This is a genomic window from Rhodococcus sp. ACT016, from assembly GCF_050477185.1.
In the GTDB taxonomy this organism is placed as follows: Bacteria; Actinomycetota; Actinomycetes; order Mycobacteriales; family Mycobacteriaceae; genus Prescottella.
In genome coordinates, this window is record NZ_JBEAET010000001.1 from 3,034,425 (window position 1) to 3,047,561 (window position 13,137).

General features: G+C 71.3%; 12 protein-coding genes. 1 reads left to right on the plus strand and 11 read right to left on the minus strand.

Features of this window, described 5'->3' with window-relative positions:
- Positions 1-61: 61 nt before the first annotated feature.
- From holA to ACQ5DX_RS14005, 11 genes are all read right to left on the minus strand, one after another.
- Positions 62-1,039 carry a DNA polymerase III subunit delta gene (gene holA / locus ACQ5DX_RS13955; RefSeq protein WP_430333184.1) on the minus strand — a complete coding sequence of 326 codons (978 nt, stop codon included), beginning with the start codon at positions 1,037-1,039 and terminating at the stop codon, positions 62-64.
- Positions 1,036-3,417, minus strand: a complete 2,382-nt coding sequence (locus ACQ5DX_RS13960; RefSeq protein WP_430333185.1) for a ComEC/Rec2 family competence protein — start codon at positions 3,415-3,417, stop codon at positions 1,036-1,038. The genes holA and ACQ5DX_RS13960 overlap by 4 nt, the downstream gene beginning before the upstream one ends.
- Positions 3,418-3,433: 16 nt before the next feature.
- Positions 3,434-4,318 carry a helix-hairpin-helix domain-containing protein gene (locus tag ACQ5DX_RS13965; protein ID WP_430333186.1) on the minus strand — a complete coding sequence of 295 codons (885 nt, stop codon included), beginning with the start codon at positions 4,316-4,318 and terminating at the stop codon, positions 3,434-3,436.
- Between the two features lie 69 nt (positions 4,319-4,387).
- Positions 4,388-5,245, minus strand: coding sequence for a DegV family protein (locus ACQ5DX_RS13970; RefSeq protein WP_430333187.1), 858 nt, complete (start codon positions 5,243-5,245; stop codon positions 4,388-4,390).
- Between the two features lie 4 nt (positions 5,246-5,249).
- The gene (octT, locus tag ACQ5DX_RS13975) at positions 5,250-6,110 is read right to left on the minus strand and encodes a diglucosylglycerate octanoyltransferase (protein ID WP_430333188.1); all 861 of its coding nucleotides are present in this window, start codon (positions 6,108-6,110) and stop codon (positions 5,250-5,252) included.
- Complete coding sequence (locus ACQ5DX_RS13980; protein WP_430335659.1) at positions 6,100-6,681, minus strand: histidine phosphatase family protein; 582 nt, start codon at positions 6,679-6,681, stop codon at positions 6,100-6,102. Before ACQ5DX_RS13980 ends, octT begins: the two co-directional genes overlap by 11 nt.
- Positions 6,682-6,761: 80 nt before the next feature.
- Positions 6,762-7,181 carry a ribosome silencing factor gene (gene rsfS, locus ACQ5DX_RS13985; RefSeq protein WP_430333189.1) on the minus strand — a complete coding sequence of 140 codons (420 nt, stop codon included), beginning with the start codon at positions 7,179-7,181 and terminating at the stop codon, positions 6,762-6,764.
- Complete coding sequence (gene nadD / locus ACQ5DX_RS13990; protein WP_430333190.1) at positions 7,182-7,922, minus strand: nicotinate-nucleotide adenylyltransferase; 741 nt, start codon at positions 7,920-7,922, stop codon at positions 7,182-7,184. It lies immediately after the preceding gene.
- Between the two features lie 36 nt (positions 7,923-7,958).
- Complete coding sequence (locus ACQ5DX_RS13995) at positions 7,959-9,407, minus strand: vWA domain-containing protein (RefSeq protein ID WP_430333191.1); 1,449 nt, start codon at positions 9,405-9,407, stop codon at positions 7,959-7,961.
- A gap of 13 nt (positions 9,408-9,420) precedes the next feature.
- Positions 9,421-10,332: an AAA family ATPase gene (locus ACQ5DX_RS14000; protein ID WP_430333192.1), complete on the minus strand. Its 912-nt coding sequence runs from the start codon at positions 10,330-10,332 to the stop codon at positions 9,421-9,423.
- Positions 10,333-10,352: 20 nt separating this feature from the next.
- Positions 10,353-11,636 carry a glutamate-5-semialdehyde dehydrogenase gene (locus ACQ5DX_RS14005; RefSeq protein ID WP_430333193.1) on the minus strand — a complete coding sequence of 428 codons (1,284 nt, stop codon included), beginning with the start codon at positions 11,634-11,636 and terminating at the stop codon, positions 10,353-10,355.
- A gap of 71 nt (positions 11,637-11,707) precedes the next feature.
- Between ACQ5DX_RS14005 and ACQ5DX_RS14010 the strand changes: the two genes are divergently transcribed.
- Complete coding sequence (locus ACQ5DX_RS14010; RefSeq protein ID WP_430333194.1) at positions 11,708-13,093, plus strand: amino acid permease; 1,386 nt, start codon at positions 11,708-11,710, stop codon at positions 13,091-13,093.
- The last annotated feature ends 44 nt before the right edge of the window (positions 13,094-13,137 follow it).

Below are 13,137 nucleotides of genomic sequence, written 5' to 3' on the forward strand. Positions count from 1 at the left end.
CGAACGGACACACCGTCGCCGACCGGGTACGGCCCGTGCGAGGGAGAGATGCGTCGTGCGGTCAGCGACCGCTGTGCAAGGACGCGACGCGCTGCACAGCCCACTCGACGGCGTAATCGGCGTCGGCGGCCTGGCCCTTCACATCGGCGTTGAGCTTGGCGACCACCTGGAGCGCCTCGCCGATCGACGCGGGATCCCAGCCTCGCGCCTGGCCCTGAGCCTTCTTGATCTTCCACGGCGGCATGCCAAGCTCGGACGCCATCCGGAACGGATCGCCACGTCCCGCCGAGCCGACCCGCGCGATCGTGTGCACGGCGTCGGCGAGCGCATCGGCGAGCAGGACGTGCGCCACTCCGCGGTGCATCGCCCACCGCAACGCCTCCATCGCGCCGCGCCGGTCGCCGGTCACCGCCTTGTCCGCGACGTCGAACCCCGACACCTCAGCCTTGCCCGAGTAGTAGCGCTGGACGGCTCCGGCGTCGATCTTCCCGCCGGTGTCGGCGACCAACTGCGAACAGGCCGCGGCGAGCTCGCGCAGGTCGGAGCCGACGGCCTCGACGACGAGTTCGATCACCTCCGGCGACACCCGGACGCCGGCGGTGCGGAACTCGCCGCGCACGAAGTCCACGCGTTCGCCCGCCTTCAGCTTGGCGCACTGGTGGACGGTGGCACCGGACTTCTGCAGCACCCCCGCCATCGCCTTCGCGCGACCGGCGCCGGAGTGCAGCACGACCAGCACCACGCCCTCGGGCAGGTCCGCGGCGGCGTCCTGGACCAGCGCGACCGCGTCCTTACCTGCTTCCGCAGCGGCCTCGAGCACCACGACGCGGTCCTCCGCGAACAGCGACGGGCTGAGCAGTTCGGCCAACTCCGGGGCGCTCGCGTCACCGGCACGCAGGCGCGACACCGGGATGTCGTCCCCGGCCGGGCCCGCCGCCGCGCGCACCGCGCCGATCACCGACGCGACCGCACGCTCGACCAACAACTCCTCGTCGCCGAGAACGAGCTGGAGCGGATCGGGGCGGGTAGAGGTGCTCACCGGACGATGGTCCCATGGGAACGCCCCACCACCGCAAGTGCCCCGGACCCGGATCGCACCACCGCGACGTCGCCGTCCACATCGGTGCGCATCGTCACCGCCCCCGATGCGGTGAGCCGGTCGACGATGCCGGGATTAGGGTGCCCGAACGGGTTGCCGGCGCCGACGCTGATCACGGCCAGGCGGGGGCGCACCGCGGCAATGAATTCCGGTGCCGTCGTGCGTGATCCGTGGTGCGGCAGCTTGAGCACGTCGGCACGCAGCGACACCCCGGACCGCAGCAGCGCACGCTGGCCCGCTGCCTCCACGTCACCGGTCAGCAGGACGGTGCCGGCCGGCGTGGACGCCCTGACGACCAGCGAGGTGTCGTTGGCGGCGTCGTCCGCAGCCTCCTCGGTGCGCGGCGTCGGCACCAACGGACCGAGCACCTGCAGGCGCAGTTGGCCCAGCACCAGATCGCGTCCCGGCTCGAGGCGCACCAGCGAGACGCCGGCGCGCGCCGCGGCCCCCGACACGAAGCGGAACCCGCCGCCGGGCAGATTCGACGGACCGATCGCGATCGCGCCCACGGCGCGCCCGTCGAGCACACCGTCGAGTCCCCCGTAGTGATCCGCATGGAGGTGGGTGACGATCACCAGCGCGATCTCGTCGATGCCGAGGCGTCGCAGGCATCGGTCCATCGGGCCCGGATCCGGACCGGCGTCGACGACCACCGCGCGACCGTCGCCCGTCGACAGCACCAGTCCGTCGCCCTGCCCGACATCGCAGGCGACGAACGCCCAACCGTCGGCAGGCCAGCCCGGCGAGTACACCCGCGTCGGCACCCACACCGCGGCGACGCCGACCGTGAGCGCCAACAGGATTCGGCGCGACCACGGGTGGCGCGCGACCAACGCTGCGACGGCCAGCACGACAGCGACCACCACCGCCCCTGTCAGCCCACCCGCCACGGCGATCGTTCCGCCGGGGACCGCGGCCGCCCTGTCGGCGACCTGGAGCAGCCACCACAGCGGCGGGCTCGCGATTCGTACGAGGAGCACGGCTGCGGGCACCCACGCCACGGCCACGATCGCGGCCACGGCGCCGACCACGGTGATCGGAGCCACGACGGGCGCGACGAGGATGTTCGCGACGATCGACACGACGCTGACCGTGCCCGACATCGCCGCCACGACCGGCGCCGTGACCGCGAAGGCCGCGACCGCGACCGCACACATCTCGGCGAGCCACCGCGGCCAACCTCGTTTCCGCAGCCAGTCCACCAGGACGGGCGCGACGATCACCAACCCGGCCGTCGCGACCACCGACAGCGCGAATCCGAAGTCGACTGCGAGCGAGGGGAACAACGCGAGCAACACGATGACGGAGGCGGCGAGGGCGGGGATCGCCTGCTTGCCGCGCCCGGTCACCAACGCCAGCAACGCGACGCAGCCCATCGCGGCGGCACGGAGCACGCTCGGCGAAGGGCGCGCGATGACGACGAACGCGGCGAGGGCCACACCCGCCAGTACCGCCCCGGCGCGCGGGCCGATCCCGATCCCTCGCACCACCAGCAGTACGGCACCCAGCACGATGCTGACGTTCGCGCCGGACACGGCGGTGAGGTGCGAGAGCCCGGCCGCGGTGAACGCGTCCTTCGTCTGCTGCGGCAGCGCGGACGTGTCGCCGACGACCAGGCCGGGCAGCAGGCCGGCCTGGTCGGACGGCAGGGCGGCCGTGGCCGCGGCCGCGAGCCGGGCCCGGACGCCTCCGGCCCAGCGTTCGATCGTCGACGGCGGGTCCACGCTCACCGGTGGGCCCGTCGCTCGCACCACGGCGACCGTGAGGTCGCTGCGCTCGGGCACGGCGAGACGTCCGCGCAGCGTCACCCGCTGTCCGGGCAGCAGGTCCTCCCACTGCGGCGCCTCGGCGAACACCAGCACCGCGCCGCCCACGCGCGTCGTGGCCCGCCCGTCGGCCACGGACTGCAGCGACCCCCGGATCATCAGCTGACGACTCCCGCCGAACCCTTTACTGCGCAACGGCTTCGGATCGTCGGCGAGGACGACGGTGAGGGTGGCGGAAGCGCCGGTGGCAGCCTTGTGGACGAGCGGGTGGACCGCCACCGCGTGGGCGCGCACAGCGATAGCGGCGGCGAAGCCCGCACCGAGCAGTGCCGCGGCCACGACCACCACGCCGACGTCGATCAGCACTGGCCGTGTGGCACGACCACGCCGCCACACCAGCAGGGCCGCCGCGAGCGTGCCCACCCCGGCCAGCGCGATCGCGACGACCATCGCCGGCCGCCACCCGGCGAGCAGCCCGACGAGGGTCACCGCCCAGCACGCCGCCGCCGACGGCACCAGCCGCAGATCGAGCGGACGCTCCCGGTCCGTCATGGGTATGCCCGACGCGTCACAGCGTCACGAGGTCGCGGAGTTTCGCGAGCCGGGCCGGTCCGATGCCGTCCACCTCGCCCAACTGCTCGACGTCGGTGAACTTGCCGTTGGCCGCCCGCCACGCCACGATGGCCGTCGCCGTCACCGGCCCGACGCCGGGCAGCGCATCCAGATCCGACTCGGAGGCCGTGTTGAGGTTGACCTTCCCGGCGGCCTTCGCCGCCCCACCGCCCGGGGCACCCGGCGTCGTGGCCCCGGGCCCGATGCGCGCGCTGCCGACGGTGGTGGGCCCGCCGTCCGGCGGTGCGACGCCGACGAGGATCTGGTCGCCGTCGTCGACCTTCTCGGCCATGTTGAGCCCCAGCACGTCTGCGCCGGGACGTGGACCTCCCGCCGCCGCGAGCGCGTCGGCGATCCGGGAGCCCGGCGGCAGGCGCACCAGTCCGGCCTGGTTGACGAGGCCGACGACGCTGACCACCAGTTGGGTGTCGGGCGGCGCCGACGTCGGCTGCGGTCCCGGGCCTCCCGACGGCTCCGGTGCGACGGCGTCGGCAGCGCGGACCTCCACGACCGGCAGCGGCGGCACCGCTCGAGCCGTCGGGCGATCCCGCCACACGGACACCGCGGCGACGGCCGCCGCGACCACGCCGACGACGACGAGAGCGATCGCGCCGCGCCGTCCCAGGGTCAGTCGCGTGCCGCGCCACCGCGGCGACTCTCGCACGTCGTCGAACTCGTCCGGTGAATCATCCTGTGCGGAAAGCCATCCCGGTGCCCACGTCGGGGCGTCGGCGTCATCGACGTCCGTCGTGTCGCGATCGTCCGGGCGCATCGACGCCGGCATGGTGGACGCCGCCGCCAGCCGACTGCGTACCCTCGCGCGATCCTGATCGGTACCCATGCCGCCGACCGTAGAGTCCGACGACGCCGTCAGGTCCCCCGGAAGCGCGCCGGGAAAGAAGTCTGTGGATCAGTCGGAGGCTGTGGATGAATCCTCGGCGTCGGCCCCACCGGGGCACACCACGACACCGACCGCACCCGGTCCGACGTGCACGCCGAGCACATTGCCGATCCCGGTCACCACCATTTCGGTGACCGTCGGGATCCGTTCCTTCAGTTGCGCCGCAACCTCTTCCGCACGTTCCGGCGTGTCCGCGTGATGCACCGCGACGGCGGCCGGTTGCGAGCCGGCCTGCTCGACGGCGGCGTCGACGAGCTTGGCGAGCGCCCTCGTGGACGTGCGGGTCTTCTCCCGCAGCACCAGCTTGCCGTCGACCAGGTGCAGTACCGGCTTCATCGCCAGCGCGGTGCCGAGCAGGGCGGCGGCCGTGCCGATCCGTCCCCCGCGTCGCAGATGGTCCAGGCGGTCGACGACGACGAGTGTGCGCCCGCGCGCGGCCACCTCGACGGCGCGCTGGTACACCGCCTCGAGGCTGCGTCCGGCGCGCGCGACCCGGGCCGCGGCCAGCGCCGGGTACCCGAGCCCCATGCCGGTGGACGCCGAGTCGACGACACGGACCTTCTCCCCCAGCGCCTGCGCCGCCTGTCGGGCGGCTTCCCACGTCCCCGACAACTGCCGGGAGATGTGCACGGCGACCACGCCGTCTCCGCCGCTGTCGGCCAGCGCCGCTGCGTAGGCGTCGCCGAGTTCACCCGGCGACGCCCCCGACGTCGTCACCCCGGACAGGCCGCGCGGGATCTCGTCGACACTGTCGCGATAGTCGTCACCGTCGTGGAGCAGGTGGAGCGGGACTACGCGGATGCCGAGCCTGTCGACCAGTTCGGGTGACAGGCAGGCCGAGGAGTCGGTGACGACGACGACAGACACGTCCCTACCCTATTTCGATCTCGGCGGGCGCTGCAGCACGACGAACGTTCTTGATCGCGTCGATCATCGCCGCCGCGACCTCCTCGTGGGCGTCCCAGCCCCAGTGGATGCCGTCCGGGTTGGCACGGTCAGAGAAGACGTTCTCGCGCACCGCGGCGGCGAGATCGACCATCGGGACGCCCTTCGCGGCCGACCACGCCTCGAGCGCCTTCACCGCCGGGGCCCGACCGGTGTGCACCTGCGCGTACGCGTCGCAGCGGTGCACCGACGGGTAGGTGCCGATCACCGGCAGGTCCGGCCGGATCGCGGCGAGCGCGTCCCGGCAGCTCTCCAGGTATTCGACCGACAGCTTCGGTGGCAGCGCCACCGGACGCCCGAGCTTCGACAACCGCGGCTGCAGCCACTGGTAACCGGAGCGGGCGACGCGCCGCAGCGCCGGCGGGCGGATGTAGCGAAGCTGCTCACGCAGCGCCGTCGGCAGCGGCGACGGCAGCGAGTCCATGCCGCCGATCGCGAACACCACGGCACCGGCCTGCGGCACCGCCGCCCACACGCGCGGGTCCTGCGTGATGGCCCACCACGCGTCCCGGCTGGTCCAGCCGATGCGCGCGACGAGTTCGACGCGCCACCCCAGTTCCTTCGCGACCAGGCTCGGCCAGATCCGCGGATGGTCCGCGGGTAGGCCGCCCTTGGGCCCGTAGTACGCCAACGAATCCGCGATCACCAGCAGGACGGGCTGCTGTGCCTCGGCGGGCGGCACGACGGCCGAGCTGTCTGACGACGTCGTGACGGCCGAGCCGTCAGAGGGCGTCGTGACGGCCGAGCCGTCAGAGGGCGTCGTGACGGCCGAGCCGTCAGAGGACATCACTGGCCACGCTCGACGACGCGTTCCACACATCCAATCGCCATACCGGTTCTGGTCCCTCCCCATGTCCGCTGAGCTGCACCCAGCTGGTGTTTCCGAGTCCTCCGAGCACCGGCCACCGATCCACCGGCAGGTCGAGCAGCCGCGCGGTGAGCGCGGCGATGAGGCCGCCGTGTGCGACGAGCACCAGCGGGTCCGATCCCCAGTTCTCGTGCCGCGCGAGCATGTCCTGCACGACCGGCAGGCTGCGCGCGGCGACGTCGATCCGGCTCTCCCCGGCCGGCGGCGCCCACGCGGCGTCGGTGCGCCAGCGGACCCGGGCGCCGGGCGAGATCTCGTCGACGTCGCCGTGGGTGAGCCCCTGCCAGTCCCCCAGGTGCGTCTCGCGGAGCCGGCTGTCCGTCTCGACCGGCAGACCGATGTGGTCACCGAGCGCGAGCGCAGTGTCGTGGGCGCGACGCAGGTCGGACGAGACGATCGCGAACGGGCGCTTGTCGGCGAGGGCCTGCGCCACCGACTTGGCCTGCGCGCGACCCAGCTCGGACAGATCGGTGTCGAGCTGGCCCTGCATCCGATCGGTCGCGTTGTACTCGGTCTGACCGTGGCGCAGCAGGATCAGTCGCCGGACCGCGGGCAGCCCCGCGGCCGCTGTCACAGCTCCGGCTCCCCCGCGTCGTCGACCGAATCGGTGTGGATCGGCAGCTGCCGCGGCTCGATGCCCTCCACCGGGATCTCCGGGCAGTCCTTCCACAGCCGGTCGAGCGCGTAGAAGTTGCGCTCGTCGGTGTGCTGGACGTGGACGACGATGTCGACGTAGTCGAGCAGCGCCCAGCGTCCCTCACGGGTGCCCTCGCGGCGCACCGGCTTGTGCCCGGCCTCGCGCAGCTTGTCCTCGATGTTCTCGACGATCGCGTTGACCTGACGCTCGTTGGGGGCAGACGCGATGACGAAGCAGTCCGTGATCACGAGCTGCTCCGAGACGTCCAGCACCACCACGTCGGAGGCCAACTTCTCGTCGGCCGCCAATGCGGCGATGCGTGCCATGGCGATGGCCTCGTTCGTTGCGCTCACTCAGTGTTCTCCCGGTTCTGCTGTTATCGAAGATTGTGATGGTTGTGCCGGCGCCTGTCGCGCCGGCACGGGCTCGGACATCGTCACCGCGCCGTCGAGCCGCTCCGACCCGTGCGGCCGGTACAGGTTGCGCTTGCTGATGTACTGCACCACGCCGTCCGGCACGAGGTACCAGACCGGCCGGTGTTCGGCGGCCCGCAGGCGGCACTCGGTCGACGAGATCGCCAGCGCGGGGATCTCGATCAACGTCACCGCGTCGAGCGGCAGGCGGTCGAGGTGGGACGAGAGGTGCTCGGTGTGCAGCTCGTACCCAGGGCGGGAGACGCCGACGAACTTCGCGAGCGCGAACAGCTCCTCCCAGTCCTGCCACGACAGGATGCTCTCGAGCGCGTCCGCGCCCGTGATGAAGTACAGCTCCGCGTCGGGGTGCTGTGACCGCAGGTCGCGCAGCGTGTCCACCGTGTAGGTGACCTTGCCGCGGTCGATGTCGACGCGGCTCACCGAGAACCGTGGGTTCGACGCGGTCGCGATCACCGTCATCAGATAGCGATCCTCGGCCGGACTGACCTCACGGTCGTCCTTCTGCCACGGCTGACCCGTGGGGACGAAGATCACCTCGTCGAGGCCGAACCGATCCGCGACCTCACTGGCCGCAACGAGGTGGCCGTGGTGGATCGGATCGAAGGTGCCACCCATCACGCCCAGGCGGCGTCGCGGGGTGATCGCTGTCGGCTGCTGCACGAGAGTCCAGCTTACGGGCTGCCGCGATCCACCCGGTCACACAGGCAGCAAACCGGACACTACGGCCGCGAGTTGCTGGGCGGATCGGCACTCGTGCATGTCGATGACCTCGTTGTAGACCAGCGCGGCCGAATCGCCGGTTCCCCACTGCCCTCGCGGCTCGGGGTTGAGCCAGTGCGCGTGCTTGGCCACCGAGACCAGATGCTCGAGCGCCGCCAGCCCGGGGTCGCGGTAGTTGTTGCGCCCGTCGCCCAGCACCAGTAGCGAACTGCGGCTGGTGATGCTGTGCGCGTACCGTTCCGCGAACACCCCCAGCGCGTGCCCGTAGTCCGAGTGCCCGTCGTAGGTGATCAGCTCGGCCTCCCGGATCATCCGCGACATCGCCACGCCGAGATCCGATCCGGTCTCGAAGAACCGGGTCACCTCGTCGGTGGTGTCGATGAACGCGAACACCCGCACCCGCGAGAACTGCTCCCGCAGCGCGTGCACCAGCAGCAGCGTGAAGTGGGAGAACCCGGCCACCGAACCGGAGACGTCGCACAGCAGCACCAGCTCGGGGCGCGCCGGCCGCGGCTTGCGCTGCACCAGATCGATCGGCACCCCGCCGGTGGACATGGACTTGCGCAGCGTCCGGCGCAGATCGATCGCGCCCGCGCGGGCGCGGCTGCGGCGCACCGCCAGCCGGCTCGCGAGCAGTCGGGCCAGCGGGGTGACGCTGCGTCGCAGCGCGACGAGTTCGGAGTCGGACGCCCGCAGGAAGTCGACCTCCTCGGCGAGCTTGGGCACCCCGTAGCTCGCGACGCGTTCCTTGCCGACCTGTTCCGCCGACCGGCGCCGCGTCTCGGACTCGACCATCTTCCGGAAGTCCGCGATCCGCTGCACCGCGGCGCGCTTGGCAACCTCGGACGTGTAGTCGCCGCCCGGCTTGTCCTCGCGTGGCTGATTCCCGAGCAGGCCGGAGAGGATCTTGTCGAGCAGCTTGTCCGGCGCCACGTTGCGCAGCGCCTGGTAGGCGGAGAACGACGGCCCGTTGGCCGAGTCGTACCGGCCGATCTCGTCGACCATCAGCGCGACGATCGCCTCGAGCTGTTCGAGCGCCTCCGGCGAGTCGTCGGCGAGCAGTTCGGCAAGCAGCTCCTGCAGCGCCTCGAAGTCGATCTCACCGTCCGGGGTGCGCGGCAGCGAGGGGTCGGCGTCGGCGTCCGCGCTCCGGACCCCGATGCCCGCCGGGAACCACAGGTCGAAGAGCGCATCGAACGTGGCGCGGTGGGTGGGACGACGCAGCAACGCGCAGGCCAGCCCCTCGCGCAGCGCCTCCCGGTCGAGCAGGTCGAGGACGGACATCACCTGTCCGGCGTCGACGGTCTCGGACGGGCCGACCGAGATGCCGCGCCGACGCAGCGCCTCGACGAAGTCGACGAGGTGGCCGGGGATGCCGTGCGGCGCGGGCGGTCCACCACGGCGCCCAGCAGGCGAGGTGACCATCGGCTGGGTCCTCTCAGTTGAGGCGCAGCTCGGCGGCGGCGCGCTGCTGATCGGCCCGATGCTTGAGCACCACCCCCATTGTGGCGCGGACCGCGTCGTCGTCGAGCGTGTCGAGTCCCAGCGCGAGGAGCGTGCGTCCCCAGTCGATGGTCTCCGACACCGACGGCACCTTCTTCAGCTGCATGGCGCGCAGCACGTTCACGGTGCGGACGAGCTGTTCGGCGATCGCCTGGGGCAGATCCGGCACCCGGCTCGCGAGGATCCGACGCTCGAGTTCGGCGTCCGGGAAGTCGAGGTGCAGGAACAGACAGCGCCGCTTGAGCGCCTCGGACAGCTCCCGGGTCGCGTTCGAGGTGAGCACCGCGAACGGCTTGCGGGTGGCGGTGATGGTGCCCAGCTCCGGGATCGTCACCGCGAAGTCGCTGAGCACCTCGAGCAGCAGGCCCTCGATCTCGACGTCGGCCTTGTCGACCTCGTCGATCAGCAGCACCGTCGGATCCTCGCGGCGGATCGCGGTGAGCAGCGGACGCGAGAGCAGGAACTCCTCGGAGAACACGTCCTGCTTGGTCGCGTCCCAGCTGTGGTCGCTGCCGTCACCGTTCCCCGTCGCGCCGCTCGCCCCGGTCTGGATGCGCAGGATCTGCTTCGCGTGGTTCCACTCGTAGAGCGCGCGGGACTCGTCGACGCCCTCGTAGCACTGCAGCCGCACCAGTTCGGCATCCGCCGTCTGCGCGACGGCGCGCGCCAACTCGGTCTTGCCGACACCGGCCGGACCCTCGATGAGCAGCGGCTTACCGAGCCGGTCGGCGAGGAACACCGCGGTCGCGGTCGCCTTGTCGGCGAGGTATCCGGTCTCGGCGAGACGCTCGACGACGTCGTCGACGCTCGCGAACAGCGGCGGTGCGATCGGCAGTGCCCGGTCCACGCTCGCTCCTTTCGGGCCGTCTAGGCCGGTCGGGTATGGCCGTCTCCCCAGACAGTCCACTTGGTCGACGTGAGCTCGCCCAGTCCCATCGGGCCGCGGGCGTGCAGCTTCTGTGTGGAGATCCCGATCTCCGCACCGAACCCGAACTGCTCACCGTCGGTGAAGGCAGTCGAGGCGTTGACCATAACCGCGGCCGCGTCGACCCGCGCGGTGAACTCGCGCGCAGCGGACAGATCGGACGTCACGATCGCCTCGGTGTGCCCGGTGCCGTACTGGTCGATGTGCGCGACGGCCTCGTCCAGTCCGTCGACCACCTTCAGGGCGATGTCGAGGGTCAGGTACTCCTCCGACCAGTCCTCCTCGGTGGCCGGGACCAGGCCCGGCAGGTCGCCGTGGACGGTGACGCTGTGCATCTGCAGCGCCTGCACGAACTTCGGGACCGCGGTCTCGGCGATCGCCGCGTCGATCAGCAGCGTCTCGGCGGTGTTGCACACGCTGGGGCGGCGGGTCTTGGCGTTGAGGACGATCTTCTCGGCCATCTCGAGGTCGGCGGCGGCGTGCACGTAGACGTGGCAGTTGCCGACACCGGTCTCGATCGTCGGCACCGTCGCGTCGCGGACGACCGCGTTGATCAGGCCGGCGCCGCCGCGCGGGATGACGACGTCGACCAGGCCGCGGGCCTGGATCAGGTGGGTGACGCTGGAGCGGTCCGCGCTCGGGAGCAGCTGGACCGCGTCCTCGGGCAGCCCCTGCGCGGCGAGCGCGGTGCGGAGCACCTTCACCAGCGCGGCGTTGGACCGGGCGGCCGACGACGATCCGCGCAGCAGCGCCGCGTTGCCGGACTTGAGGGCCAGGCCGAAGGCGTCGACCGTGACGTTGGGGCGCGCCTCGTAGACCATGCCGACCACGCCGAGCGGGACGCGGACCTGGCGGATCTCGAGGCCGTTCGGCAGCGTCGAGCCGCGGATGATCTCCCCGACCGGGTCGGCGAGTCCGGCGACCTGGCGCAGCCCGGATGCGATGCCCTCGACCCGCGCGGCCGTCAGGCGCAGGCGGTCGAGCAGGGACTCCTCGGTGCCGGTCGCGCGAGCCGCCTCGATGTCCTCGGCGTTTGCGGCCAGGATCGCGTCGGTGGCGGCCAGCACCGCGTCCGCGGCGGCGTGCAGGGCCGCGTCCTTCTGCGCGGTGGTCAGCAGCGCCAGCACACGCGACGCGACGCGTGCGCGACGGGCGGCATCGTGGACCTCCTGACGGATGTCTCCGGAGTCGCTGGCGGCCGGTGTGGTGTGCGTCGCGGCAGTCATGCCTACAGATTAGCGATCGGTCGAGGCGCATAATCGTTCTGCCCACGCGCCGTCTGCGTAAGGAAAAGTCAGTGTCGCAACGCGAGACGATCCCCCAAGCCCCCTCGGAGGGGTACAGCCGCGGACTCAATGCCCGCACCGTGCAGATGATCGCGCTCGGTGGCGCGATCGGGACCGGTCTGTTCTACGGAGCCGGCGGGGCCATCGAGGACGCCGGACCGTCGCTGATCCTGGCCTATCTGGCGGCCGGCCTGGCGATCTTCGTCATCATGCGGGCCCTCGGCGAACTGCTCACCTACCGGCCGATCTCGGGCAGCTTCGCCGAGTACGCCGAGGAGTTCCTGGGCAGGTTCTTCGGCTTCGCCACCGGTTGGGCGTACTGGGCGGTGTGGGCGGCCACGTGCATGGCGGAGATCACGGTGGCGGGCAAGTACATCGAGTACTGGTGGCCGAGCGTCCCGGCCTGGCTGACCGCGCTCGTCGTCCTGCTGGTTCTCTTCGCCGCGAACCTCATCTCGGTGAAACTCTTCGGCGAGGCGGAGTTCTGGTTCTCCACGATCAAGATCACCGCGATTCTCGGCATGATCCTGATCGGCATCGGCGTGCTCACCCTCGGCTTCGGCCACGCGACCAATCCCACCGTGACGAACCTGTGGGCCGATGGCGGCGTGTTCCCGAACGGCTTCGGCAGCGCGCTCATGAGCCTGCAGGTGGTGATGTTCGCGTACGTGGGCGTCGAGCTGGTCGGTGTCACCGCCGGTGAAGCGAAGGATCCCAAGCAGACGCTCCGCAAGGCGATCAACACCCTGCCGTTCCGGATCGGGCTGTTCTACATCGGCTCGCTCATCGTGATCATGTCGGTCGTGAGCTGGCAGGACTTCCATGCCGGCAAGAGCCCCTTCGTCGAGGTGCTCGAGCAGATCGGCATCCCCGCCGCGGCCGGCATCATGAACTTCGTCCTCCTCACCGCGGCGCTGTCGTCGTGCAACTCCGGCATCTATTCGACGGGCCGGATGCTGCGCAGCCTGTCGCAGCGCCGCCAGGCCCCCGAGGTGCTGGGCAGGCTGAGCAGCCGGCACGTGCCGTACGCCGGCATCACGATGTCGGCCGCGGCGATGGTGATCGGCGTGATCGTCAACGTGTTGTCCCCAGACCGCGCGTTCGTCTACATCACCTCGGTGTCCACGATCGGGATCATCTTCGTGTGGGGCGTCATCCTGCTCTGCCACCTCCGCTACCGGCGGTTCGTCAACCGCGGCGCACTGCCGGCGTCCGACTACCGACTGCCCGGCGCGCCGTACACCAACTGGATCGCGCTCGGGTTCCTGGCGTTCGTCGTCGTGCTGCTCTTCCTCACCGACGCGGGCCGCATCGCCCTCGCGGTCGGCGCGGTGTTCGGCGTCATGGTCGGCTTCGGGTACTACGCCCTCCTGGGGCGTGCGTCGTCGCGCTACTGACGTTCGTTGCCCGGCGCCGCCGTCGGAGCTTTGTTACGTTGGCG

Excerpts from the sequence above, each read along its gene's own strand:
- ACQ5DX_RS13960 (WP_430333185.1), bottom strand. The coding sequence starts at position 3,417 with ATGACGGACCGGGAGCGTCCGCTCGATCTGCGGCTGGTGCCGTCGGCG.
- ACQ5DX_RS13965 (WP_430333186.1), bottom strand. The coding sequence starts at position 4,318 with ATGGGTACCGATCAGGATCGCGCGAGGGTACGCAGTCGGCTGGCGGCG.
- octT (WP_430333188.1), bottom strand. The coding sequence starts at position 6,110 with ATGTCCTCTGACGGCTCGGCCGTCACGACGCCCTCTGACGGCTCGGCC.
- ACQ5DX_RS13980 (WP_430335659.1), bottom strand. The coding sequence starts at position 6,681 with ATGCAGGGCCAGCTCGACACCGATCTGTCCGAGCTGGGTCGCGCGCAG.
- ACQ5DX_RS13995 (WP_430333191.1), bottom strand. The coding sequence starts at position 9,407 with ATGGTCACCTCGCCTGCTGGGCGCCGTGGTGGACCGCCCGCGCCGCAC.
- ACQ5DX_RS14005 (WP_430333193.1), bottom strand. The coding sequence starts at position 11,636 with ATGACTGCCGCGACGCACACCACACCGGCCGCCAGCGACTCCGGAGAC.